The following is a 23,787-nucleotide window of genomic DNA, read 5'->3' on the forward strand; positions in this document are numbered from 1 at the left end:
CCCAAACGCCGGCCAGTAAGGCCGATCGGCCCCATAACGCATGGACCCCACCGAAACCAACGCTGTACCGCCCTACTCACACCCTCAGCTTGTTGCTGTGCCACAGGTTAACCCTCCCAGATCACCATGGACGCCAACGCGAGTCCGGATGGTAACAGCCTCGACCGCAACGACGTCAACCACAATCGCATACCACTTTAGGCATATGTGGTTGGCCATTTGCGCAAATATCTGCTGCATCCGCACATAAGAGTGGTTGTAACTGGCCTAGGTGCATCACCGGGGTAGACTTTAGTACCAATTCATTGACATTGGTCCTTGAACCGTGAATCTTCCGGATCGAATCCGTGTAGTCGGACGATCCATCCTGGGAGGGAGATCACGATGTTGCATGACCGCCGTACGGCCTCGCCACGAGGCTTCCGCCACACCGCGCTGCACAGCGCGCTGTTCTATGCCCTGTGCGCCACCGCGGCCCTGCCGCTGGCCCACGCACAGGACGCCGCCCCGGCCACCGCGCCGGCGCAGGCCACCACCCTGGACCAGGTCCAGGTGACCGGTACCCGCGGCACCATCCAGACCTCGATCGACAAGAAGCGCGACGAGACCGTGGTGTCCGACGTGCTCTCGGCCGAAGACATCGGCGACCTGCCGGCGCTGTCCATCGGCGAAGCCATCGAAACCATCACCGGCGCCTCCACCCACCGCGAGAAGGGCGGCGCCTCGGAAATCTCGATCCGCGGGCTGGGCCCGTTCCTCGGCTCGTCCACCTTCAACGGCCGCGAGGCCACCAACGGCAGCGGCGACCGCTCGGTGAACTTCAACCAGTTCCCCTCGGAGCTGATCAACACCGTGGCCATCTACAAGACCCAGCGCGCCGACTTCGTCGAAGGCGGCACCGCCGGCACCGTCAACATGGAAACCGTCAAGCCGCTCGAGTACGGCAAGCGCACCTTCCAGCTGGACGGGCGCGGCACCTGGCAGGAATACGACGACCGTCTCAAGGACGGCGACGGCGTGGGCTGGCGCGGTACCGCCAGCTACATCGACCAGTTCGATTTCAGCGGCGGCGGCAAACTTGGCGTTTCGCTCGGCCTGCAGGCGCTGGAAGGCAGCAACCCCGAAGAAATGTTCTCCAGCAGCACCACCTGGGCCGCCTGCGATGGCCGCGAAGTGGTCGGCGCCACCCGCAACTGCACCCAGGTCAACGGCAACGACGTGGCCAACGGCGTGCCGTATTACCTGGTGCCCGGCAGCCGCCTGTATCGCCAGTTCATCGAACACGACAAGCGCGATTCGCAGTTCGGCGCGCTGCAGTGGCGGCCCAACGACGCGGTGGAAGTGAACCTGGATTACCAGCACTCCAAGCGCGACTACACCGAAGACCGTTCGGACCTCACGCTGTCGTCGATGATGCGCAACATCAACAACCGCGTGGTCACCGACGACGGTGCGCTGATCAGCCACACCGGCAGCACCACCATCGATTCCACCGGCAATTTCCTTGAACGCAACGAGGAATACACTGGCGGCGGGTTCAACGTGATCGTGCGGCCCAGCGCGGCGTGGATGTTCTCCACGGATCTGTCCTACTCCAACACCCAGCGTTCGCAGATCGAGCGCTCCACCCGCCTGCGCGCCGGTCGTACCGACGTCAACGGCAGGCCGGTGGCCGGCATCAAGAACACCCGCTATGTCGACTACACCTACGACTACAGCGGCGATGTGCCCAGCATCTACCTGGACCCGGCGTTCGACGTGAACAACCCGGACAACTTCACCGATTCAGCCCTGGTCCGCCGCCGCCAGCAGGATCGCGAACACACCATCCGCGCCGGCCGCTTCGATGCGGCATTCACCCCGGAAAGCGGCTTCTTCACCGCGCTCAAGGGTGGCCTGCGCCGTTCCGAAGCGACCTACACCGACTTCACGGACACGGTGGATGTCACCACCACCAATGTCGCTGCGATCCGCGCCGCCAACCAGGCCTGCCGGCAGGCCTTCCCGCAGGATGATTTCCTGGCCAACGCCAGCGGCAACACCATCGACCAGTGGGCGACCTTCGACAGCCGCTGCCTGTTCAAGGCCTTCACCGGCGTGGACGACACCGGCCTCAGCGCGGACGTGCGCGACCCGGCCAACAACGATGTGACCGAGAAAACCAGCGCCATCTACCTGATGGGCGACTACAGCAGCGAGTGGTTCGGCGTGCCGGTCACCGGCAACATCGGCGTGCGCTGGGTGCACACCGACGTGCGTTCGATGGGCCTGCGCAGCGGGCTGGACGTGGTCAACAACCCCGACGGCACCGTGACCCTGCGGCCCACCGGCGATTTCACCCGGCAGGTGCTCAAGGCCAGCAACAACGAATGGCTGCCCAGCTTCAACGCCGCCTTCGAACTGCGCCCGGACCTGCTGCTGCGCGTGGGTGCCTACCGTGCGATGTCGCGCCCGGACCTCGCCGCGCTCGGCTACGGCCGCAGCTTCAACCTGGATGAAGTGGATACCGAATTCGGCAGCGTGGCCGATGCACTGGGCAACATCACCGCCACCGGCAACCCGCGCGCCACCCCGCTGATGTCGTGGAATGCCGATGTCTCGCTGGAGTGGTACGCCAACGCCGATTCCATGCTGTCCACCGCCGTGTACTACAAGCAGTTCAACGGTGGCTCGGTGCCGGTGGTGGTGGGCGAAAACTTCGACATCGACGGGGTGAGCGTCACCGTGCCGGTGGAGCAGCTGGCCACCAGCGACCAGAAGAGCGACCTGATCGGCTTCGAGCTCACCGGCTCGCACAGCTTCTCCTACCTGCCGGGCATCTTCGCCGGGCTGGGCGTGAAGGCCAGCTACAACTACGCCCATTCCAACTTCAAGACCGAAGACCTGCGCCTGGGCGAGTCCACTGACCCGGGCACCGGCATCGTCACCCCTGGCATCGTGGAGCCGGCCAACATCTTCGGCCTGTCCAAGCACGTGGCCTCTGCGCAGGTGTACTGGGGCCTGGGCAAGCTGGACCTGCAGGCCATCTACAAGTACCGCTCCGATTACTACCAGCAGTTCGTGGGCGACCCGGCGCAGAACCGCTACGTGCGCGACAATGGCTCGCTGGACTTCCGCGCCACCTACAAGGTGAACAAGCACCTGTCGGTATCGCTGTCGGCCAGCAACCTCACGGACGAGCCGCGGGTGTCGGATATGCCCATCCTGGGCAGCTTCCGCGAGTACACCACCTACGGCCGGCGGTATTATCTGGGGGTACGCTACCGTTTCTAAGCGCAACTCCGGTTCCCAGCCACCGTACAGCCAGGCCTTGATGATGTCCGAACCCCGCCTTTACCAGTCCATTGCCGCTGAAATCGTCGCGCTGATCGAGAAGGGCGAATTCCCGCCCGGCTCGCGCCTGCCCGGCGAACGCGACCTGGCCGAACGGCTGGGGGTGAGCCGGGTCACGGTGCGTGAAGCGGAAATCGCTCTGGAGGCGCAGGGCCTGATCACCATCAAGACCGGCTCGGGCGTGTACGTGAAGGCACGTCCGGCGGCCGCCCCTGGCGCGCTGCCGGACGTATCGGCCTTCGACCTCACCGCCGCCCGTGCGGTGATCGAAGCCGAGGCGGCGGCCATGGCCGCCAGCCGCATCACCGATGCGGAAGTGGAAATGCTGGAAGGGCTGATTGCGGCAATGACCGACCCGGCCTCGAGCGAGGCGGCGGCCAGCGAGGCCGACCGCCAGTTCCACCTGGCCATTGCGCGTATTGCCGGCAACCCGGTGGTGGAGCACTGCGTGCAGCTGATCTGGCGCATGCGCAACGAGTTGCCGCGAGTGCGCCAGGTGTATGCCAACGTGTGCCACAACGACGGCGACACCCGCAACGACGAACACACCGCCATCCTCGATGGCCTGCGCCTGCGCGACCCCGGCGCGGCGCGCACGGCAATGCGCAATCACTTCCAGCGGCTGTTCGAATCCATGCTGGAAGCTACGGAAAACGAAGCGCTGGCGGAGATCCGCCGGCGCACCCAGCAGGACCGCGAACGGTTCCTGGCCGCCACCGCGCGATAAGGGGGGTTATTCCCCCTGGTACTGCTTTTCTTCCACCAGCTGTGAGCCGGCAATCCGGTTGATCTCGTTCTTCACCTTCACCCGCTCGCCATTGGTGCCATACACCCCGCGCGCCAGCTGGATGAACTGATCATCGAACACCTGCGCCGCTTCCTTGTCGCGCAGCTGGTCCTGGATGTCCCACATCCGCACGTTGATTGCCTTGAGCTGGGTCTTCAGCGCCTCCAGCCCTGGCTGCGCGGCCAGTTGTTCCTGCCACAGCGGCAGCAGCCCCTCCAGTTCGGTGCGCACGTTGGCCACCTTGCCGGCATCGGTGATGCGTTCGGCCTTGATTTCCAGGATGGTGATCTTGTCGATCAGCTCGCCAATCGATACCGGGGTCAGGATCGCGTCCACGCGTTTCTCGCTGCAGGTCAGTCAGGGCCGCCATGATAGCGCGGGCCGCCTGAAGGCCTGGTGGGCAGCTTTTACGCCGAATTTGCGCGCCCCGCCGCTGCGGCGCATGGCGCCTTTACGGCCACGCTCACCACACTGTGCGCTTCAACGGCGCGGCCGTTTTCAGGAGTGGTGGACGTGGTGGCAAAGCAGGAAAAAGGGCGCGCACTGCGCCGGATGAGCGGCGTGGTACTTGGCCTGGCGCTCAGTGGCTCGGCGCTGGCGGGCGTGGACGGTAACGCCACGCTGACCTCCGATTACGTCTGGCGCGGCAGCTCGCAGACGATGGAAGATCCCACGGTGCAGGCCGGGGTCAAGCTCAGCAGCGAATCGGGCTGGTATGCCTCGGTCTGGGGCTCGGGGGTGTCGTTCGAACCGGATGCCGGTGCACGCAGCGAATTCGACATCGTCGCCGGCTGGAGCGGTGCGCTGGCGCCGGATTGGGCGCTGGACGTCAACCTTACCCATTACCTGTACCCGTCCACCGACGTGGACCTGGACTGGACCGAGCTCAACAGCACGCTGACCTGGAAGGAGCGCTACTGGGTGAGCGCCGGCGTTTCCGACGACGCCCTGGCCAGCGGCCGCACCGGCACCTACGCCCAGCTGGGCGCACGGCTGCCGCTGGGCGAGCAGTGGCGCATCGAAGGCGCGGTGGGCCAATACTGGCTCGACAGCGCGTACGCCGACGACTACCTGCACGGCCAGCTCAGCGCCATCTGGAAAGTGCATGGCCCGTGGGAGCTGCGCCTGACCGCACACGACACCGACCGCGCCGCCAAGCGCCTGTTCGGCAGCAACGCCGGCTCCCGCGTGGAATTCGCGATCCAGACAACGTTCTGAGGTGCGGGCGGTGATTGAAACCGCACCGTTTCGCCAGCGGTCATGCCTTACCGGGGTACCCACCCGCGCGTGCGGTCGATAGGGATGCGACCCTACCGGCGTCGCCCATGCCGCATCGCCAATGCGCACCGACCAGGGCCAGTGCGCAAAAACCTGCCCGTCGGCGCGCCGGGAGGGTAGGGTCGGTTCCCAAACGACTGCCGATACGGTCAATCGGCCCTTTAACGCATGGACCGCAAACGGAGCGTCGACTTATGCCTGACGAACGCGCAGCGTCAAACCTTTCAGGAAATTACGCAGCAGCTGATCGCCGCACGCGCGGAAATTCTTATGGTCCGGCTGCCGGAACAACGCCGACAGCTCCGGCTTCGAGACCGGGAACCCGGCGCTCTCGAAGATCGAATGCATGTCCACATCCTTCAGCTCGAAGGCCACCCGCAGCTTCTTCAGCACCAGGTTGTTGGTGATGCGCTTTTCCACCGGGCGCAGCGGCTGGCTTTCATCGCGGCCGCGGAACTGCACGATCAGCCCGTCCAGGAAGTGCGCCAGCGTGCGGTCATCGCAGGCCACGAACCCTTCCTCGTCTTCCTTGCGCAGCCAACCGGGCACATCGGCCTTGTCCACCACGAATGCCGGGTCGGCCAGGGCACAGATTTCCGCAATCTTTCCGTCGCTAAGGTCGAGCATGTAACGGATGCTGCGCAGTACATCGTTGTTGATCATGAGACGTCCAATACCGCCGACGCGGCTGCGTGGCTGGCGGCCATTTTACCCCCACCAGCCACCGGGCCCCGAAAAGGCTCGTTCCGGCTGTCATCTGGCTGCCATGAAAGTGAAGCACAGTGCGCTCCTCAGGCATCAACAGGCAGTGGAGCAGGCAATGCGCAGGTGGCAGGTTCTGGCGGGTGTGGGCATGGTCTGGCTGGCCGCAACGGCCTCGGCCCAGGCCCCGTATGTGGCGATTGAACAGCGCGTGGACTCGCAGCAGCTGGCCGGAGTGGGGCTCACCCCCGCCCAGCTGCAGACCTTGAACCGCCTGCTGCGCGAGGCCGACGCCCGCGCCCCGGCGCCGGCTCCGGTGGTTGCCGCGGCAGCCCCGGCACCGCTGCCCGGCGCGCCCACCCCGGCCCCGATGTTCCCCGGCCTGGACGATGGCCCCATCCATGCCAGCGTCACCGGCCAGGTCGATGGCTGGCAGCCGGGCACCGTGTTCACCCTCGACAACGGCCAGCAGTGGCAGGTGCTCAAGGGCGAGATGAAGCTCAAGGCCAGCCGCAGCAACCCGCCCATCGTGGTGGTGCCGGGCATTGCCGGGCGCTGGTTCCTGCAGGTGGATGAAGACCTGCCCAAGGCCCGGGTGTTCCGCATCCGCTGATTCCGCCAGCGCCCGCCAACACAGCGCGGCGCAGGGTGCGAAAATGGTCGGGAATCCCACGGAGACCCCCGATGACCCGTACCGCTCTGATTACCGGCGCCACTTCCGGCTTTGGCGCCGCCGCCGTCCATCGTTTCGCCCAGGCCGGCTGGCGGGTCATCGCCACCGGGCGCCGTGCCGAACGGCTGCTGCCGCTGGTCGACGCTTACGGCCCCGAGCGCGTACATGCGGCGGTCTTCGACGTGCGCGACAACGCCGCGATGGAAGCGGCCCTGGCCGCGCTGCCGGCCGGTTTCGCCGACATCGACCTGCTGGTCAACAACGCCGGCCTGGCCCAGGGCACCGCCCCGGCCCAGAGCGCTTCGCTGGAAGACTGGCGCACCATGATCGACACCAACGTCACCGCGCTGGTCACGCTCACCCACCGCCTGCTGCCGCAGCTGGTGGCGCGCAAGGGCGCCATCATCAACATCAGCTCGGTGGCCGGCGTGTACCCCTACCCGGGCGGCAACGCCTACGGCGGCACCAAGGCCTTCGTCAGCCAGTTCTCGCTGGGCCTGCGCTCGGACCTGCACGGCACCGGCGTGCGCGTGACCACCATCGAACCGGGCATGGCCGAGACCGAATTCACCCTGGTCCGCACCCACGGCAACCAGGCCGCCTCGGACACTCTCTACACCGGCGCCAACCCGATGACCGCCGAGGACATCGCCGAGCAGATCTTCTGGGTGGCCAACCTGCCGGCGCACCTGAACATCAACCGCCTCGAACTGATGCCGGTCAGCCAGTCGTTTGCCGGCTTCCAGGTTGCGCGCGACTGATCAGGCTGCCGTCCATACCGCGAGCTCATACCCATCGGGGTCGCGGAAATGGAACCGGCGCCCGCCCGGGAAGTCGAAGGCCGGCGTGGAAATGGCCGCACCGGCCTTTTCCACCCGCGCCTGCGTGGCGTCGAGGTCCTCGGCATACAGGATCACCAGCGGCCCGCCAGCGCGTACCGGCCCATCGGTGGTGAAGCCACCGCGCAGGCGGCCGTCGTTGAATTCGGTGTAGCCCGGGCCGTAATCGGTGAAGGTCCAACCGAACACCTCGCCGTAGAACGCCTTGCTGCGCGCGATGTCAGCCACGTTGAATTCGATGTTGTCGATGCGGTGGTTGTTGCCGTCTGAGCTGCCCATGCGTGTTCCGTACTGAGGGATAGGTGGATACCGTATCAAACCGCGCTGTCATTGATCACGTGGGTCGGTAGGGTGTTGAGCGGTGTCCACTCGAACTTGTGCCTGCCCAGCGCTGCCTGGATGAGTGCCATTCCCGCCGGAGTATCCAAGGACTGGGAAGCGCCAACGTGTTCCCACCCAGACGGAGCGCCGTGCCGGTGATAGGACAGATACACCGTCGAATCTTCAAACTGGCGTGACTTCCAGCTCAACATCGGCATGTCCTCGATCGGAGGTGTCAGGCCCAGCAAGCAGGCATGCAGTTCGGCCGCCTCCACATGGGTGGCGGTGTGATCAGGTGTGGTGGTCAGGAACTTGACTGCCTGCACAGCCGCGCTGTCTCCATCAGGAAACAAGTGCTGCAGGCCGGGGCGACTGAGCGGCAACAGCCTGGATCGGGCCGCCTTGAAGCGAACCCGCGATACAACCTGACCCTTGAGCTTGGCGGTAGGGAACTCGCACAGGCCTTCGCGTCCGATCACCGTGTAACGCAGTAACGCTTCCCACAGCGCCCCTTCAAGCGAATCAGCCGCATAGAACATGGCATGGGTGCCCGGCAGCGCGAAGCGAGCCCTGCTCGCAGGATTGGGCAGGGCTGCATCAAACACGCCTGGGTGAACCCGATAAAGCTCCCCGGTAGGGGGCTCGAACCAAACCGGTTCGTCGGTCAACCAAGGTGTGCCACCCGGCATCAAGGCTCCTCGCTGAACTCGGCTTTGGCCGCGGCCAACACACGATGCGGATGGGTTGCCAGCACCTCGGCGGGCGTGTGGCCATCCAGCAACACGTGGCCGGACTGAAACCATTCCACTTCGCCCCAGCCGGTACTGCGGCGATCAGTATCAAGAAATGGACCCGGCTCGTGCAGCACCTTCAGGATCTCTTCGAGGTGCATGACGGGCTGCCCATCGCGTTGGAACTGCCACTGCGGAAAGCGCCAGCTGCCACCCGGCACGGGAAGATAGACACCGAGCAGTTTTCCTGAGCGACGGTACTTGGTTGCCAGATGGCTGGCGTTCCCGGCGGACGAGCCCAGGTTGCGGCTTACCTCCGCTGCGGTTGGCCATTGACTGGCGAGTTTCATCCGGCGCGCAGCCGCGTCCTGTTCGAGCTGCTGCGGCTCCGCGTGCTCGGAAGGCTGGCCGTACACACGCCGATAGAGCTCTTCAATCGCGAACAGCCTGGCCTCTGCAACGCATGAGAAGTCGATCAGCAAGTGATCATCCGCGGCGCTGCCCCGAAGTGCTTTCAGCGAATCCTTGATCGACGTCCCGTGCATATGTCTGGCGGTACTGTCCGTGCCCAGCAGAACGTAGTGATACGTCGGCTCGCCCTCGCGAGGAAGAGGGGTATTGGCATGTCTGGTGTAGTGCAAAGACATGAAGGCTGTCAGAAGGGCACTTTGGAGATGGTCGTGCGCTGTCTCGCCACGGAGATCGATGACGCGAATGACTTCCTCACGTGCACGCTGCGCGGCACCCAGTTTGAGGGTGAGCTCCTCCATCGGTTTGATGCCGATCCTGGAGGTCAACTCGCCATTGGATTCGCTCACTTCCAGATAGGAAACGTCATGGGCGATACGCATGAGGCTCTCCGATAACCAGTGCAGTGCCGATCCCCGGAAGGGGATTCAAGAGCATAGGTTAAACCGGTTAAACCGACAATGAGCGAGGCGCTACACCATGAAAAAAGCCCCGCAATGCGGGGCTTTCGGGGTAACTCGCAGGCGATTGACAGTCGGCTCTACTGGGCCTTGATGGCCATCGCCTGCAACCCGGTACCGTCCAGCTTCTGCTTGGCTTCTGCCAGCTCGCCGGCGGTGCCGTACGGGCCCATGCGCACGCGGTATACGGTCTTGCCGTTGATCTGCGCCGATTCCACCCGCGCCGCCAGGCCGATCATGGCCAGCTTGGCCTTGGTGGCTTCGGCATCGCCCGATGCCCCGAAGGCGCCGGCCTGCAGGATGTAACGCACGTTGTTGGCCGGCTCTGCTGCCGCCGTAGCCGGCGCGGCCGCAGCAGGGGTTTCCGGCTTGGGCGTGGCCGCAGCCGCAACCGGCTTCGGCTGTGCAGCGGCGGCTGCCGGGCGCTCGGCCACCGGCGCCGGCAACGGGGCCGGTGCAGTGGTGGCGGTGCCTGCGGTAGCCGTTGCAGTGGTCTGTGCCGGCGTGGCCGCGGGAACCGGGCGGCCTTCCAGCGCGGCCTGCGCGCGCTGCGCTTCGGCCTTGGCCCGGCGCTGGTCTTCGGCACGCGCGCTGGCGGCCAGCTCCGCATCGGACATTTCCACTTCCTTGCCCGGAAGCAGGGTGTAGAAGTCGTACTGCGTGGCGGCGGGCTTGGCCGGCTCGGCAGGTTTGGCGGCCGCACCCGGCTTGGGCAGTTCGGCGCCCACGTCGGTGTCCGCGTCGCTGACCGGGGCCGGCTGCGCGTTCGGGTCCGGCTGCGGGCCTACCCGCAGGAAGCCGTCGCCATCGTTCTTGAACAGGTTCGGTGCCGCCAGGAACACCACCGCGGCAATCGCCACGCCGGCCACCAGCCACACCCATCCGGGCGTGCCTTGGCTGGTGTTGCGTCGCGCCTGGGTCTTGCCGCGTCGTGCTGCCATTTACTGCTTCTCCACTGCTTACATTTTTTCCGGGGCGGAAACGCCCAGGATGTTCAGACCATTGGCCAGCACCTGGCGGGCGGCACACGCCAGCGTCAGCTTGGCATTGCGCTCGGCCTCGTCAGCCACCAGCACCTGCGTGCCGTGATACCACGTGTGGAAGGCGTGCGCCAATTCACGCAGGTACTGCGCGATCAGGTGCGGTTCCAGCGCGATGCCGGCCGCTTCCACCACTTCCGGGAAGCGCGACATTTCCACCATCAGCCACAGCGAAGGTTCGTCGTTCAGCGTCGACAGGCCGGCAAGACCCTCGGCCGGGGTGTACGACAGCCCCTTCTCCTGTGCCTGGCGCAGCAGGCTGCACACGCGGGCGTGCGCATACTGCACGTAGAACACCGGGTTGTCATTGCTTTGCTGGCGGGCCAGGTCGATATCGAAGGTCAGCTGCGAATCGGGCTTGCGCGCAATCAGGAACCAGCGGGTGGCATCGCGGCCGGCTTCCTCGATCAGGTCGCGAAGAGTCAGGTAGCTGCCGGCCCGCTTGGACAGCTTCACTTCCTCGCCGCCGCGCATCACCGTCACCATCTGGTGCAGCACGTACTCCGGCCAGCCCTTGGGAATGCCCACGTCCAGCGCCTGCAGGCCGGCGCGCACGCGCGCCAGCGAACCGTGGTGGTCCGCGCCCAGCTCGGTGATGGCGCGCTCATACCCGCGCTGCCACTTGCTCAGGTGATAGGCCACGTCCGGCAGGAAGTAGGTGTAGGTGCCGTCGGACTTGCGCATCACGCGGTCCTTGTCGTCACCGAAATCGGTGGAGCGCAGCCACAGCGCGCCGCCTTCCTCGTAGGTATGGCCAGCGGCCTTGAGCTGGGCCACGGTCTCTTCGACCTTGCCGTCCTTGTACAGCGAGCTCTCCAGGAAGTAGATGTCGAAATCCACCCCGAACGCGGCCAGGTCCTGGTTCTGCTCGTTGCGCAGGTAAGCCACGGCAAAGCGGCGGATCGCGTCCAGGTTGTCCGGGTCGCGCTCGCCCACCACCGCATGGCCTTCCAGCTCCACGGTGGCGCCGGCCAGGTAGGCCTTGGCCACGTCTTCGATGTAATCGCCGCGGTAGCCGCCTTCCGGCCAGCCGGCGTCGTCGGGCTTGATGCCCTTGGCGCGTGCCTGGGTGGACAGGGCCAGGTTCTCGATCTGCACGCCGGCGTCGTTGTAGTAGAACTCGCGCTTGGCGTTCCAGCCGTTCACATCCAGCAGGCGGGCCAGGCAGTCGCCGATGGCCGCCGCGCGGCCGTGGCCCACATGCAGGGGCCCGGTCGGGTTGGCCGACACGTATTCCACGCCCACCGTGCGGCCGTTGCCGCTCAGGTTGTGGCCGTAATCAGCCCCTTCCTTGAGCACGCTGACCGCTTCGCGCTGGTAGGCGCTGGGGGCGAGGTGGAAATTGATGAAGCCCGGGCCGGCGATCTCAACGCGCAGCACATCGTCGCTCTTGGGCAGCGCATCCAGCAGGGCCTGGGCCAGGGCGCGCGGGTTGCTGCGCGCCGGCTTGGCCAGCAGCATGGCGGCATTGGTGGCGAAATCACCGTGTTCACGGGTCTTCGGGCGTTCCACCACGAATTCCGGGGTCAGGGTATCGGCCGGCAGAGTGCCGTTGGCGCGCAAGGCTTCGATGCCTTGGCTGATCAGGGCGCGGAGGAGATTTTTCACAGGGCCTGCTTTGAGACTGGAGCGGCGGAATCCGCAATTTTAGCCCAGAAGCCGCCCCGATCCATTGAACCGGGACACAGCGGGGGGCGGGAAGGCGGGCGTGGGGTGGGGCGGGAGGCCTTAAGGACAGGGGGACTGGGCTGACCGGCCCGTTCAGCTTCGGAAAGAGAGGTCTCGTCGGAGCCAGCCAAGGGATGCCAGAGAAACCGGGGCGCCATCCCCCACCACGATGTGGTCGACCAATCGCACGCCGACCAAGGGCAGTGCCTCCACCAGCTGCCGGGTGATCTGGCGGTCTGCCTCTGAGGGAGTGGAATTTCCCGAGGGGTGGTTGTGCCCAACGATCACGGCTGCCGCGTTGTGGAGCAAGGCGCGGCGCGCGACCTCGCGGGGGTACACCACGGCAGAGTCGATGGTCCCGGTGAAAAGCTCCTCGAAGGCGATGGCCCGATTTCGATTGTCCACGAACAGTGCGGCAAAGATCTCCTGCTTTCGTCCGCGCAAGCGCTGCTTGAAGTAGCGCGTGGAGGTCGTTGCATCGAGCATGCTCTCTCCGCGTTCCAAGTCAGCAAGCAGATAGCGGTCGGTCAGTTCAAGTGCGGCGACCAATTCGCAGGCCCGGGCAAGTCCAAGTCCGGGCAGTTTCTTCAGCTGCCGCACGTCCATGTCCAATAGACGGCGGAGGGGACCGTGCGCCTGCACCAGGAGCTGCGCTTGCTCCAGTGCATTCAGTCCGTTGCAGCCGGTTCCAAGGAAGAGCGCCAATAGCTCTGCATCGGTGAGGGCCCCCGGTCCGCGCCCCATAAGCTTCTCGCGAGGACGATCTTCTTTCGGCCAGTGCTTGATGGTCATGCCGATCAGTGTTAACCACTTCGCGAATTTGGGCGATAGGGAAGTGCCCAATAAGAATGTCAGGGACTATGAGAAGACTTACCTAGGCTGATCTGGCCCCTAGGTCGTGGCCTGGACGAGCACGCTCTTGTCGATCTCCAAGTTCGCGGAAGCACGGGCTATCTGCTGGAAGGTCGAGGTCCATCCCCGCTCTGGAAAATGGGCCTGATGTGCCTGGATTCAGAGTTGCGAGGTTAGTTTTGAACCCGTTCTCATGGCCACTTCCTGTGCGAGTATTTCCTGCAGTCGCAAGGATTGCCCAGCACTCTGTGAGTCGATCAGCGACACCAGAGGGCTCAACGGAGGCGTATGCTTGGCCTAAGCAACAAGATCGGAGTCTGCGGGTGCGACATGATATGACCTGTCCAAGCGAGAGAGCCGGGCAAGCACGGTTCCCTCGATCTGCCCCGCACCTGCCATCGGGCTGCGTGCTTCAATTCTGGCACGTTTCAGACGGCGAAGGCAGTTCGCCCGGGGATCAACCGGGCTGAGTAAGGCGGTACATGCGAGTGCCGGAATCTGGTTGAAGAATGTCTTCCTGCATCGACTGCGCAAGAAATCTCGCCACTTCCTGCTCGGTAAGCGACAAGGCCCGCGATGCGGGCCTTGTGCGTTATGGGTGGAAATCAAGCATCTCCGTCCCCTTTGATTCGCATTCAAAACTGTCAACCACTTTCGCACCCTTGACGTTGATGGCGATGTTTCCAACATGGCCATCAACTGACTCCGTGTGATATGCGAGATCACAGACATCGCCGACCTCAGGCAAGCGTTTGCCCTCTTCAAAATGCGGATAGAAAAAATCAAGCTCAGAACTATCTGCCTTAACCTTGAACCCCACATAGGTGCGCAGGTAGCCGCTAAAAGGCGGGATAGCTGATCGCTCCACGATAATCGCCTGAATGAGCTTTTTCGTTTGTTGCTTTGGTTTCGGTGAAGCGCACGCAGATCCGATCCCAAGCAACAAGACCAATAAAAAAAATCTCGTGGTCATCAAGGAGTCCCGTTCTGATCCAGCAGGAAGTTGTAAGACTTAATGGTAGCTCCGCTGGCATCTTGGTACTGAACACCAAAATTGGAGCTGTCGGAACCAGCATCGCGGCGCGCGCAGTCAGCGACATTGGAGAGCGGTCGCGCGGCCAATCGGGGAGAACCGTGGTTGAGCCGGACAACCGACGATCGGCCTAGAGACCTTCCCCAGTCACGAGGCGAATCTTCTCGCCATCGGGAAGGTTGCTGATCTGTCTGGCAAGATTCCCACGCACCCTCATGGCCCGCTCCGAGTCCATGGGCGACAAATTGGAAACGGAGAACGGCCCGCCAAGCACGAACGGAGCCTTGGGCACCAGACGCATCTTCGCAGGCAGGGGGCCGTGGAGCAGTTGCCATTCCCTTGCAACCGGATGGCCAGTCAGAAACGCGAAGTCACCAAGCACGGCAGCCGCCCATTCCTCAAGCGATTCGCCAAGCAAGGTCAACTCTCCGGTCTCAGGATCAAACTGCCAAACCCTGCCATCCTTCAAGCAGAACTGACCACCGAAAGCGTCCTCCGCGAAGAACAGGCATCCGGCGGCCAGTTCGCCGTACTCGCTCCGCCAGCCGGAATCGCTGTTCCAATCATCAAGTCCGACGCTTGAAGGAGAGTTGTTGGATGGGAAGAAGTGCAGGGCAGATTCGAATGCATGGAAGCCGTTCTTCTCGCCAAGAATGCCCGCCAACTCCATGGGTACGCCGCCAAGCTGCATGCAAGCTTCCAGGTCGATCCCCGTGCCGCCAGGCGAAAAGGCTGGCGAGCTGAGTTCCAGTAGCTTCGTCGTGGCTGGTCCAACACTCATTCTTCATCCCCCTTAACAACGATGGCGGTTTCGAGCTGACTGAGGCTACCCGAGTCATGCTCCAGTCCAGCGGACCAGTGCCCATTCAGCGATGCACCGCACGGCAAGTTCCCTACGGTGCCGTCTGCTACACCACCGGCCTCCGAAGCGGTTCAAGATAGTCGAACCCAGATGCCTCGAACAACGACTCCAACGCATCCAGGCCATTCTCCTTCTTGAAATCAACCTCTGATCTGGTGATTGGAAGAAGCCAGTAGCAGCTGATTCTGGCACCGTTGCCAAGATCTGCGATCTCAGTGGTGGGCCCGTCGAGATAGGGGAGAGACAAGAGGCCATGCTCACACGGCGATTCACCGATCCACGGCTTGCCAAAGTCGACCGTGTCGCCTAGTCGCATGCCTCCGATTTCCCGGTGATAGCTGGCAACTGCCGCCAACAACTCTGGGACTTCAGCACTGGCACTCAAACTCAACATATGAAGCTCGATTGGGTTACGCATCCCTTCGGACATGCCTACCGTTGCGTAGGTCCACATGTCACGACCGGAACCCGGCGGCAGGCTGAGGATTTCGAATAGCGGTGAAAGCCTGGAGCGTGGGCTGGTCGGGAACTCAGTGTCCCGCATCGTTCCCTTCCATGCTTCTGCGTAGTGGTGACGAAGCACTTCGACGTATCTGGATGCTGGCAACATCAAGACTCTCCCTCGGTGGCTGGAAGCGCCGTCAACCCGAGCATCGGAAGGGAGATCATCGAAGGCATCAAGATGGCATGGAGGCGGCTACGAGCCCTATAGGTCGCTGACAGATTGACACACATCGCGGTCGTTTGGCGTATCACGGGAGAATGATCAGAATGTGCCGTGTGTTCGGTGTTTCCACGCGTCGCCAAATCCCGGTACGCTACTTGAAAGCGCTTGTAGCACAGCGCTCCTGCTCAATCCTGCTTCGAACGCGAGTCCGACGAGGAACTCGCCCATGTAGGAGCTGAGGCCGTCTGGGGCCGTCAGCGCACTCCAGACAATGCGATCCACCGTGTCCAGCCGACCTTGGCTGTCCAGCTTGGAGGAGTAGGTTTTGAGCCAACTGTCACGGGCTTCGGAACGCTGAAACGTCCAGAACTCGCGAGCGGCTTTAACAGCCGACCTCTGATCGTGGTCAAGGCGGGGGCTGAGGAGGTCGCAGAAGGCAAGTGCGAGCATCGCTCTCTCACAAACATCGTTCTCGAGACAGGCGGCTTCGAGGACTTGGCCCAGCACCGCTTGCAGATCGGCTTGCGACTCCAGATCGTTCGTCATGGGCCGCCTCTAGAGAGTATGAGCTGAAAAGAACACGATTGTGTTGTGGTGGGTATCAAACAGAAGTCTGCGCCCGTCCTCCTGAAAGGCCATGTACTCGAAGTAGTGCAGGCTCTGGATGAGCTCAACAAGGATGAGCTTGTCGGCGAGCCGCAACACCGGCCATGGTCCTTGCTCATCATCCGTTATGGCAACGAACAATGAATTCCCGTCCATCTCCCCTATCTTCTGGGAGAGGATATTCTCCCATGCAGCTACGTCATCTCCATAGTGGATGGTCTCTGCGCTTCGAAGCGCCGTCCACCAATGAACTGACTCACTATTCTCTGTGTGAAACTTTCCTGCAGCCGCAAGGATTTCCTCGGCTGCCTGTGAGTCGATCAGCGACACCAGGGGGCTTAACGCAGCCATCTGTTTGGCGATACGCAACAAGTCGGAGTCTTCAGATGCACGCTTCGACGTCTGGTAGCTGGCAAGGAGGCCGTCTGCCAAGTCAACTATCATTCTGTCGTGTATGGTGTCACTGGAAAAGTCGGCCAGTACTCTGAACTCTGAATCATTCTTGATTGATCCACGCCTCAATACTGCACAGACCTTCCTCATATTCCTGTCGACAAACAAGTTGAAATCGAAGCCATGCCGTTCGATCAGCACTTTACTGGCATCCACCCGCTCCTAGTCAGGGAGGTGGCTGAGTCCCTCTGCCAGGCTGTCGGCAATTGAGTACAGAGCGGGCGATCCAGCGAGCTTTACGACTGCGGTCCGTTGCATGCCAACAATCTTATCTGGCACACCGGTACTGGCCAGGATCGAAATGGCATCTTGGCACCACGACGCTAAGACTTTGTAGTCGATACTGGAACTCATCCCGCCATGATCCCGAGTTGATGCCCCTGCAAGGTGCAAGGGAGCCGAAGGCTGCGTTCGAGGCCTCATGATATACGGGCCCGGCGCATTGAATGCTGATGCGGGCGCGAAGGGGGGCATAAGGAGGGGCGAGGCGTCACTGCTTTTGCACAAAGCCGCCTGTCATGCGCGGTGGCGAGGCACCGAGCTCAGCATCGAACTTGGCCCTGATGAGGCGAAGTGACTCCTCAGGATCCACGCCATATCCATCCTCCAGAGCGGCAGCAATGTGACGTGCAACGTCTGCCAAGATGGTGCCCCAGGCGTTTTCTTCCAATGATGTCTTCCCTTCCTTGTACATCCCAACTTTCAAGGAACAGTGAAGCCCTTTTGCGGCGATCCAGACTCTCAGCATCTCGACTGAATGCTCATCCGCCAGAGCGGCCTCCGGAATAGGGCGTTCGTTCATTTGTTTGGAGTCTCATTCTCTGGGGGGACGAGCGTTGCGATCTTGCGACGTTGCGACGTGCGAAACCATCTAGTTGGGTCAAACACCAATTTTCAAGTGCCGGGCGCCTAACTGCCCAACGGCTTCCACCACCGCTTCGATGCTGGGCTGTTGCTCGGGAGACATCGGCATGACGATCTCCTCTCGGCAGACAAGGTCATCTCCATCAAGCTGCGCATAGCTGATTCGCAGGCTCCCCCAGGTCACGATGTCCGGCCGCACCGTCACCACGCCGCTGCGGCTGATCCAGTCCTTGGTCTTCGACAGGTGCAGCGTGCGTAGCGCGTCGGTGTAATCGGCGTACAGCAGATTTACCGGAATGGCCGGGTGGCTGCCGCTGGCCAGGTGTTCGAACAATGCTTTGTTATATGCGCAGAACCACGCAGGGCGCTGCCATGCATCAGGGTGGTTCATCTCCTGGCGCGCGCGGTCCCATGAAGCGGCCTGCGCGGCACCCACCGGCTTCGCCTGTGTCCTGGGCGGCTTGCTCGTGCGGCCGCTGGTGGCCAGTGCTGCCACCTGCGCCTCCAACTCCGTACCTTTGAACCGGCGCACATCCGCCTTCAGAAGTTTGCCGTGTCCCGAAAGGGCTTCTGCCACCACCGCAGCCACGTCAACATTGCCGGCGTTCAACGCCAGCGTAAGCGGCGTGCGGCCGCGCTCGTTGGCAGCGGCGGGATCCAGGCCCCATTCGATCAACAGCCGGGCAACGGCCACCGGGTCGCCCATCCGGTGCCATGTGGTGGAGATGCCACCGCGGCTGGCTTTCAGTCCGTCCACATCGCCCGCCGCATACATCAGCGCGTTGGAACCGGCGGGATTGACAACGTGTACGTTGGCGCCGCGCTCGGCGAGGAACCGCAGCAGCGGCACACTACCCAGGTACGCGCCGATCAACAGCGGTGTGTACATCTGCCGGTGGTCCATGGCTTCAATGCTGGCGCCGGCCTGCAGCAGCGCGTCGATGGCCTCGAAGATGTAGCCCATCTCCGCCGGGTCTGCATCCGCATCAAACGCCGAGTTCCACACTTCGCCGCGCATGTCGCGCAGGCCAAGCACGGTGCAGATCGGCGAATCTTTGGTCAGGCGCGGGTTCGCGCCGGCCGCGAGCAGCCGGCGCAGTTTCTCTACCGCCCAGGGGGCCGGGCTGAAGATGAAGTCCCGGCAGGTGGTCGAGAGGGGTGTGGCGCCACGTCCGGCTGCCTTGTTGGGATCCGCACCCTTGGCCAGCAGCAGGGAGATCAGCGTCAGGTGCGCCTCGATGCGCCCGACAATCGTGGCCTCGTCCGGACCGTCATGGTGAAGCAGGCTGCTGTTGCACACCCAATACAGGGCGCGCTCGTTATGGCCCAACCGGATGCGGTCGGGATGCACGCCGGCGCGAACGCGTCGTTCGATCTCCGCGAACGCGTCCTCGCAGGTGAGGGGGGTGTCCAATACAACAGGGGAAGACGAGGTGGCCACAGGCAGTTCACGATCCTTGATCTACTGCATTCAATGCTAACAACCGCAACGCGCGATGCACTGGACAAGTTGTCAACTTGCCTGGACGGCTATGCCAGTGTGGCGCGATAGATTCCGAACACGGTCAGCACAATCAGAGCCCAGGTGATCAGGCCGGCAGCAGCACAGGCATTCTCCGAACGCTCCTTATTCGGCGCCAGCACGCTCAGGACCATATAGCCGGTGCCCAATATGACGGTATGGAACAGCAGGTCAACGAACATCCAGGCAATGAACCTGCCAATGCCGCCGAGCAGGCTTCCTGCAATTTCTTCAACAGGCATCGTGATTTTCCCTTGTCACGCTTCAGAGCTGACCTGCCGGAGTAATTCCCCGTCCGCCGGTAGGTCGCAAGCGCAGGATGTTCGCATACCGCAAGGGCAGGCCGCCCCACGAGAGGCACCCGCCAAGCCTTCATGACCAAAAACCCACTCCTTATGCCCCTGGGGCATCAGCCCCGCACACCCCATCGGGTAAGCTAATCGCCTCGGTTCGACAGGAAATTCGCAGGTGGCTGACTCCCCCCAGGCTTCCCCGGCGCAGGCGCGCCCGCTGGCAGGCCAGAAGCTGTTGTTGTGCGTGGGTGGCGGCATCGCGGCCTACAAGTCGCTGGAACTGGTGCGCCGCCTGCGCGACGCCGGGGCCCAGGTGCAGGTCGCCATGACCGCCGGGGCCCAGCAGTTCGTTACCCCGCTGAGCTTCCAGGCCCTGTCCGGCCAGCCCACCCGCACCACCCTGTGGGACAGCGCGGCCGAACAGGCCATGGGCCATATCGAGCTGGCCCGCTGGGCCGACCGAATCATCGTCGCCCCGGCCACGGCCGATCTGCTGGCCCGGCTGGCCAACGGCCATGCCGATGACCTGGTCACCACCCTGTGCCTGGCCACCACCGCGCCGCTCACCGTGTGCCCGGCGATGAACCACCGCATGTGGCTCCACCCGGCCACCCAGGCCAACATCAGCCTGCTGCGCGAACGCGGTGCGCAGGTGGTCGGCCCGGAAGACGGCCCGCTGGCCGAAGGCGAATCCGGTCCCGGCCGGCTGACCGAACCACATGCCATCGTGGCCGCGCTGGCCGCCCTGCAGGGCCCCGCCGATGCGCCCGAATCCCCCCAGGAGCTGAAAGGCCTGCGCGTGGTGATCAGTGCCGGCCCCACCTATGAAGACCTGGACCCGGTGCGCTACGTGGGCAACCGCAGCAGCGGCAAGATGGGCTACGCGCTGGCCGCCGCCGCCGTGCGCCAGGGCGCGCAGGTGGTGCTGGTCAGCGGCCCGGTGCACCTGGCCACCCCGGCCGGGGTGCAGCGGGTGGACGTGCGCTCGGCCGCGCAGATGCGCAGCGCCGTGCTGGATGCGCTGCCGGCCGACATCTATATAGGCGCCGCCGCCGTCTCCGATTACACCCCCCGCCAGGTGGCCCCGCAGAAGCTGAAGAAGACCGCCGGCACCCAGACCCTCACGCTGGAGCTGGTGCGCACGCAGGACATCCTGGCCGAGGTGGCCCAGCAGACCAACGCGCTTAAGCTGGTGGTCGGCTTTGCCGCCGAAACCCACGATGTGGAGAAGTACGCGCGCGGCAAGCTGGTCGACAAGCGGCTGGATCTGGTGATCGCCAATCAGGTGGGCATCACAAACGGCGGCTTCGAAAGCGACGAAAATGCAGCCACCGCCTATTGGCAGGGCGGGGAGCAGGTGTTCCCCGGTACCACCAAGGCGCTGCTGGCCGAACAACTGTTGTCCCTGATTGCCCAGAGGTTGCACGCATGACCCAAGCCCCCTCCCTGCACGCGCTGCAGGTGAAGCTGCTCGATCCCCGCTTCGGTGATACCTGGCCGCTGCCGGCCTACGCCACTGAAGCCAGCGCCGGCATGGACCTGCGCGCCGCGCTGGAAACCGAGCTCACCCTGCAGCCGGGGGATACGGCGCTGATTCCCAGCGGCATCGCCATCCACATTGAAGATCCGAACCTGTGCGCGGTAGTGCTGCCGCGCTCCGGGCTGGGCCATCGCCACGGCATCGTGCTGGGCAACGGCACCGGCCTGATCGACGCCGATTACCAGGGCCCGCTGCTGATCAGTGCCTGGAACCGCGGCCGCGACGCCTTCACGCTGCAACCCGGTGACCGTATTGCACAGTTGGTTGTGCTGCCGATTGCACGCGTCGGCCTGCAGGTAGTGGATACTTTCACCGACAGCGCCAGGGGAACGGGTGGATTCGGCCATACCGGGGTGCGCTGACAGGGGGAACATCAATGAGCAAGGCAACGGCGGAAGGACAGCCGCGATTGACAAGCAAGCGTAACGGGCTGTTGCTGGTGGGGTTGCTGACCCTGCTGGCGCTGTGGTTTGCCTGGAGCGGAGTGCGGCAATGGCGGCAGGCCTCGGTAGGGCAGGCGCTGGAACAGTCCCGCGACCAGATCGTGCAGGGCGTGGACGCCGCACTCAAAGGGCAGAGCAGCCAGCTGGGCACCCTGGTGAAAAGCGAACGGGTCAGTACCGCGCTGGCCGCCGGCGATGCCGATGCCACCGCACTGGCCGTGCGTGAAGGCTGGCCGGGCACCGAAGAGGTGCAGGTGCTCACCGCCGACCTGGACCAGGCCTATGCCGATCCCAAGGCCTTCGGGTACGCCCGCCTGGGCCTGCTGGAAGCCGCCATTGCTGGCGATACCGTGGTGGCGCGCGTGGTGCGCGACGCCGGTGGCCAGCGCCTGGGCCTTGCGGTTCCAGTGCAGCTGGGCACCACGGGGCCGGCCGTGATCTACGTACGCCAGCCGTTGCTGCGCCTGACCGGCACCTTTGACCAGGTGCGCGTGCCGTCCGCAGGCTACCTGGCGCTGCGCCAAGGCACCCACAACATCATTGAGCAGGGCGACACCGCCCTGTCGCAGGGCGCCGAAGGCCTGGCCCGTCCGATCGGCAAGACCGGCCTGCGCCTGGCGGCCGCCGTGCCTGACATCGAACCGGGTCCGCTGGGCCTGGGCGCGATTCCGTCCCTCATCGTCGCGCTGCTGCTGCTGGCCATCGCCGGCATGCTGCAGTTCGGCAAGGGCCGCGTGCCCCTGCCGCGCCGCCGTGCCGCCGCCAGCGAGGCCGACCACGGCCCGACCCTGCGCGAAAGCCTGGTACAGGAGCCGCTGCTGGAGCCGGCCCCGGCCGCCGGTTCGGGCGTGGCACCGCCGCCGCTGCCCACCGGCCCGGGCCATGAGGTGCCGGAAGGCATCTTCCGCGCCTATGACATCCGCGGCGTGATCGGTCGCGAGCTCACCCCGCAGGTGGCGGTGCTGATCGGCCAGGCCATCGGCTCGGTGCTGCAGGTGCAGGGGCTGCGCGACATCGTTGTGGGCCGTGATGGCCGCCTGTCCGGCCCGGAACTGAGCGCCAGCCTGATCGAAGGCCTGCGCCGCGCCGGCTGCGATGTCACCGACATCGGCCTGGCGCCCACCCCGGTGGTGTACTTCGCCAGCTACCACCTGCGCGCCGGCAGCTGCGTTGCCGTCACCGGCAGCCACAACCCGCCTGACTACAACGGCTTCAAGATCGTGGTCGGCGGCGAGACCCTCTCCGGCGATGCCATCACCGAGCTGTACCAGCGCATCCGCGATGGCCAGCTGCACGTGGCCGCCGAACCGGGCAGCCTGCAGCAGCGCGACGTCAACGCCGATTACATCCAGCGCATTGCCGATGACGTGCAGTTGGATCGCCCGATCAAGGTGGTGGCCGATGCCGGCAACGGCGTTGCCGGCGAACTGGCCCAGCCACTGCTGGAAGCCATTGGTGCCGAAGTCATTCCGCTGTACTGCGATGTGGATGGCACCTTCCCCAACCACCACCCCGACCCGAGCGACCCGGACAACCTGGAAGACCTCATCCAGACCGTGAAGCGCTTCGATGCGGATATCGGCCTGGCCTTTGATGGCGATGGCGACCGCCTGGGCGTGGTCACCCGCGAAGGCAGGATCATCTACGCTGACCGCCTGCTGATGCTGTTCGCGGCCGATGTACTGCAGCGCAATCCCGGCGCGCTGGTGATCTACGACGTGAAGTGCAGCGGCAAGCTGTCCGATTACGTGCTGCGCAACGGCGGCAGCCCGATGATGTGGAAGACCGGGCATTCGCTGATCAAGGCCAAGATGCGCGAAACCGATGCCGAGCTGGCCGGTGAGATGAGCGGTCACTTCTTCTTCAAGGAGCGCTGGTTCGGCTTCGACGATGGGTTGTACGCCGCCTCGCGCCTGCTGGAAATCCTGGCGCAGCGCGAAGAAACCCCGTCCGAAGTGCTCGACGAGCTGCCCGACAGCGTGTCCACCCCGGAGCTGAAGGTGCCGGTGGAATCGGGTACTCCGCACGCGCTGGTGTCGATGTTCGTGTCGGCCGCGCAGGTGGAGGATTCGCCGTTCGCCGGCGCGCGCCTGTCCACCATCGATGGCCTGCGGGCGGACTTCCCGGACGGCTGGGGCCTGCTGCGCGCCTCCAACACCACCCCGGTGCTGGTGCTGCGTTTCGAAGGCAACGACGAGGCCGCGCTGGAGCGCATCAAGACCCTGTTCCGCGAGCAGCTGCAGCCGCTGCTGCCGGGCGTGGAACTGGGCTTCTAGAAAAGCGTACCGACCAACGGCGGACACCGGTAGCGCCGGCCGTTGGCCGGCCCAAGCGGTATCGCACCGTGCGAG

24 protein-coding genes are annotated in these 23,787 nt (G+C 64.2%); 8 read left to right on the top strand and 16 right to left on the bottom strand.

All coding sequences use genetic code 11. The features are described from left to right. The first annotated feature begins 384 nt into the window (after window positions 1-384). Window positions 385-3,273, top strand: coding sequence for a TonB-dependent receptor (locus tag BAY15_RS02420; protein WP_068848667.1), 2,889 nt, complete (start codon window positions 385-387; stop codon window positions 3,271-3,273). Window positions 3,274-3,316: 43 nt separating this feature from the next. Then, window positions 3,317-4,060: a FadR/GntR family transcriptional regulator gene (locus BAY15_RS02425; RefSeq protein ID WP_068854509.1), complete on the top strand. Its 744-nt coding sequence runs from the start codon at window positions 3,317-3,319 to the stop codon at window positions 4,058-4,060. Window positions 4,061-4,066: 6 nt separating this feature from the next. Here BAY15_RS02425 and BAY15_RS02430 read toward each other — a convergent pair whose 3' ends face one another. Beyond that, window positions 4,067-4,456: a DUF6165 family protein gene (locus tag BAY15_RS02430; protein ID WP_068848669.1), complete on the bottom strand. Its 390-nt coding sequence runs from the start codon at window positions 4,454-4,456 to the stop codon at window positions 4,067-4,069. A gap of 216 nt (window positions 4,457-4,672) precedes the next feature. Between BAY15_RS02430 and BAY15_RS02435 the strand changes: the two genes are divergently transcribed. Then, window positions 4,673-5,338: a TorF family putative porin gene (locus tag BAY15_RS02435; protein WP_068854510.1), complete on the top strand. Its 666-nt coding sequence runs from the start codon at window positions 4,673-4,675 to the stop codon at window positions 5,336-5,338. A gap of 252 nt (window positions 5,339-5,590) precedes the next feature. Here the strand turns inward: BAY15_RS02435 and BAY15_RS02440 are convergent, their stop codons facing one another. Continuing rightward, a complete protein-coding gene (locus BAY15_RS02440; RefSeq protein ID WP_068848671.1) occupies window positions 5,591-6,061 on the bottom strand; it encodes a DUF1456 family protein in 471 nt (156 codons plus the stop codon). 157 nt (window positions 6,062-6,218) lie between these two features. Between BAY15_RS02440 and BAY15_RS02445 the strand changes: the two genes are divergently transcribed. Continuing rightward, the gene (locus BAY15_RS02445) at window positions 6,219-6,713 is read left to right on the top strand and encodes a hypothetical protein (RefSeq protein WP_068848673.1); all 495 of its coding nucleotides are present in this window, start codon (window positions 6,219-6,221) and stop codon (window positions 6,711-6,713) included. Window positions 6,714-6,784: 71 nt separating this feature from the next. Beyond that, on the top strand, window positions 6,785-7,534 hold the full coding sequence (locus BAY15_RS02450; RefSeq protein ID WP_068848675.1) for an SDR family NAD(P)-dependent oxidoreductase: 750 nt from the start codon (window positions 6,785-6,787) through the stop codon (window positions 7,532-7,534). Here the strand turns inward: BAY15_RS02450 and BAY15_RS02455 are convergent, their stop codons facing one another. The 14 genes from BAY15_RS02455 to BAY15_RS02515 form a co-directional block, all read right to left on the bottom strand. After that, window positions 7,535-7,891, bottom strand: coding sequence for a VOC family protein (locus BAY15_RS02455; protein WP_068848677.1), 357 nt, complete (start codon window positions 7,889-7,891; stop codon window positions 7,535-7,537). A gap of 35 nt (window positions 7,892-7,926) precedes the next feature. Continuing rightward, entirely contained in the window at window positions 7,927-8,601 is a 675-nt protein-coding gene (locus BAY15_RS02460) for an RES domain-containing protein (protein ID WP_157771673.1), read from the bottom strand. Window positions 8,602-8,621: 20 nt separating this feature from the next. Beyond that, window positions 8,622-9,515 carry a hypothetical protein gene (locus BAY15_RS19485; protein ID WP_237334305.1) on the bottom strand — a complete coding sequence of 298 codons (894 nt, stop codon included), beginning with the start codon at window positions 9,513-9,515 and terminating at the stop codon, window positions 8,622-8,624. A 158-nt stretch (window positions 9,516-9,673) separates the two neighbouring features. Next, a complete protein-coding gene (locus BAY15_RS02470; protein WP_068848680.1) occupies window positions 9,674-10,534 on the bottom strand; it encodes an SPOR domain-containing protein in 861 nt (286 codons plus the stop codon). A gap of 18 nt (window positions 10,535-10,552) precedes the next feature. Beyond that, entirely contained in the window at window positions 10,553-12,241 is a 1,689-nt protein-coding gene (gene argS, locus BAY15_RS02475) for an arginine--tRNA ligase (RefSeq protein WP_068848682.1), read from the bottom strand. A gap of 153 nt (window positions 12,242-12,394) precedes the next feature. Continuing rightward, window positions 12,395-13,093 (bottom strand): RadC family protein, encoded by a 699-nt coding sequence (gene radC, locus BAY15_RS02480; protein ID WP_068854512.1) that lies wholly within the window; start codon window positions 13,091-13,093, stop codon window positions 12,395-12,397. Between the two features lie 652 nt (window positions 13,094-13,745). Further along, window positions 13,746-14,126: a hypothetical protein gene (locus BAY15_RS19090; protein ID WP_157771674.1), complete on the bottom strand. Its 381-nt coding sequence runs from the start codon at window positions 14,124-14,126 to the stop codon at window positions 13,746-13,748. Window positions 14,127-14,316: 190 nt separating this feature from the next. After that, window positions 14,317-14,877 carry an SMI1/KNR4 family protein gene (locus BAY15_RS02485; RefSeq protein ID WP_208856123.1) on the bottom strand — a complete coding sequence of 187 codons (561 nt, stop codon included), beginning with the start codon at window positions 14,875-14,877 and terminating at the stop codon, window positions 14,317-14,319. 217 nt (window positions 14,878-15,094) lie between these two features. Continuing rightward, window positions 15,095-15,658 carry a suppressor of fused domain protein gene (locus tag BAY15_RS02490; RefSeq protein ID WP_083214043.1) on the bottom strand — a complete coding sequence of 188 codons (564 nt, stop codon included), beginning with the start codon at window positions 15,656-15,658 and terminating at the stop codon, window positions 15,095-15,097. A 156-nt stretch (window positions 15,659-15,814) separates the two neighbouring features. After that, a complete protein-coding gene (locus BAY15_RS02495; RefSeq protein ID WP_068848688.1) occupies window positions 15,815-16,261 on the bottom strand; it encodes a hypothetical protein in 447 nt (148 codons plus the stop codon). 9 nt (window positions 16,262-16,270) lie between these two features. Beyond that, window positions 16,271-16,915, bottom strand: a complete 645-nt coding sequence (locus BAY15_RS02500; RefSeq protein WP_068848690.1) for a hypothetical protein — start codon at window positions 16,913-16,915, stop codon at window positions 16,271-16,273. Window positions 16,916-17,264: 349 nt separating this feature from the next. Next, a complete protein-coding gene (locus BAY15_RS02505) occupies window positions 17,265-17,576 on the bottom strand; it encodes a DUF5076 domain-containing protein (protein WP_068848692.1) in 312 nt (103 codons plus the stop codon). Window positions 17,577-17,654: 78 nt separating this feature from the next. Continuing rightward, window positions 17,655-19,079: an ankyrin repeat domain-containing protein gene (locus BAY15_RS02510; protein ID WP_167693287.1), complete on the bottom strand. Its 1,425-nt coding sequence runs from the start codon at window positions 19,077-19,079 to the stop codon at window positions 17,655-17,657. An 89-nt stretch (window positions 19,080-19,168) separates the two neighbouring features. Continuing rightward, window positions 19,169-19,402: a hypothetical protein gene (locus BAY15_RS02515; RefSeq protein WP_068848696.1), complete on the bottom strand. Its 234-nt coding sequence runs from the start codon at window positions 19,400-19,402 to the stop codon at window positions 19,169-19,171. A 226-nt stretch (window positions 19,403-19,628) separates the two neighbouring features. Between BAY15_RS02515 and coaBC the strand changes: the two genes are divergently transcribed. Genes coaBC through BAY15_RS02530 form a run of 3 tightly spaced genes read left to right on the top strand, consistent with a single transcriptional unit; the run spans window position 19,629 to window position 23,712 of the window. Then, window positions 19,629-20,885: a bifunctional phosphopantothenoylcysteine decarboxylase/phosphopantothenate--cysteine ligase CoaBC gene (gene coaBC / locus BAY15_RS02520; protein WP_068848698.1), complete on the top strand. Its 1,257-nt coding sequence runs from the start codon at window positions 19,629-19,631 to the stop codon at window positions 20,883-20,885. Next, window positions 20,882-21,355: a dUTP diphosphatase gene (dut, locus tag BAY15_RS02525; RefSeq protein WP_068848700.1), complete on the top strand. Its 474-nt coding sequence runs from the start codon at window positions 20,882-20,884 to the stop codon at window positions 21,353-21,355. Before coaBC ends, dut begins: the two co-directional genes overlap by 4 nt. Before the next feature lie 14 nt (window positions 21,356-21,369). Next, window positions 21,370-23,712, top strand: coding sequence for a phosphomannomutase/phosphoglucomutase (locus tag BAY15_RS02530; protein ID WP_068848702.1), 2,343 nt, complete (start codon window positions 21,370-21,372; stop codon window positions 23,710-23,712). The last annotated feature ends 75 nt before the right edge of the window (window positions 23,713-23,787 follow it).

The organism is Stenotrophomonas rhizophila, assembly GCF_001704155.1.
GTDB lineage: Bacteria > Pseudomonadota > Gammaproteobacteria > Xanthomonadales > Xanthomonadaceae > Stenotrophomonas > Stenotrophomonas rhizophila_A.

Coding starts and splice junctions, on each gene's coding strand:
- BAY15_RS02445 (WP_068848673.1), top strand. CDS start 6,219: ATGCGCAGGTGGCAGGTTCTGGCGGGTGTGGGCATGGTCTGGCTGGCC.
- radC (WP_068854512.1), bottom strand. CDS start 13,093: ATGACCATCAAGCACTGGCCGAAAGAAGATCGTCCTCGCGAGAAGCTT.
- BAY15_RS02490 (WP_083214043.1), bottom strand. CDS start 15,658: ATGTTGCCAGCATCCAGATACGTCGAAGTGCTTCGTCACCACTACGCA.
- BAY15_RS02515 (WP_068848696.1), bottom strand. CDS start 19,402: ATGCCTGTTGAAGAAATTGCAGGAAGCCTGCTCGGCGGCATTGGCAGG.
- BAY15_RS02425 (WP_068854509.1), top strand. CDS start 3,317: ATGTCCGAACCCCGCCTTTACCAGTCCATTGCCGCTGAAATCGTCGCG.
- BAY15_RS02440 (WP_068848671.1), bottom strand. CDS start 6,061: ATGATCAACAACGATGTACTGCGCAGCATCCGTTACATGCTCGACCTT.
- BAY15_RS02495 (WP_068848688.1), bottom strand. CDS start 16,261: ATGACGAACGATCTGGAGTCGCAAGCCGATCTGCAAGCGGTGCTGGGC.
- BAY15_RS19485 (WP_237334305.1), bottom strand. CDS start 9,515: ATGCGTATCGCCCATGACGTTTCCTATCTGGAAGTGAGCGAATCCAAT.
- BAY15_RS02450 (WP_068848675.1), top strand. CDS start 6,785: ATGACCCGTACCGCTCTGATTACCGGCGCCACTTCCGGCTTTGGCGCC.
- dut (WP_068848700.1), top strand. CDS start 20,882: ATGACCCAAGCCCCCTCCCTGCACGCGCTGCAGGTGAAGCTGCTCGAT.
- BAY15_RS02420 (WP_068848667.1), top strand. CDS start 385: ATGTTGCATGACCGCCGTACGGCCTCGCCACGAGGCTTCCGCCACACC.
- BAY15_RS02485 (WP_208856123.1), bottom strand. CDS start 14,877: ATGCAGCTTGGCGGCGTACCCATGGAGTTGGCGGGCATTCTTGGCGAG.
- BAY15_RS02470 (WP_068848680.1), bottom strand. CDS start 10,534: ATGGCAGCACGACGCGGCAAGACCCAGGCGCGACGCAACACCAGCCAA.
- BAY15_RS02435 (WP_068854510.1), top strand. CDS start 4,673: ATGAGCGGCGTGGTACTTGGCCTGGCGCTCAGTGGCTCGGCGCTGGCG.
- BAY15_RS02530 (WP_068848702.1), top strand. CDS start 21,370: ATGAGCAAGGCAACGGCGGAAGGACAGCCGCGATTGACAAGCAAGCGT.
- BAY15_RS02505 (WP_068848692.1), bottom strand. CDS start 17,576: ATGAACGAACGCCCTATTCCGGAGGCCGCTCTGGCGGATGAGCATTCA.
- BAY15_RS19090 (WP_157771674.1), bottom strand. CDS start 14,126: ATGACCACGAGATTTTTTTTATTGGTCTTGTTGCTTGGGATCGGATCT.
- BAY15_RS02455 (WP_068848677.1), bottom strand. CDS start 7,891: ATGGGCAGCTCAGACGGCAACAACCACCGCATCGACAACATCGAATTC.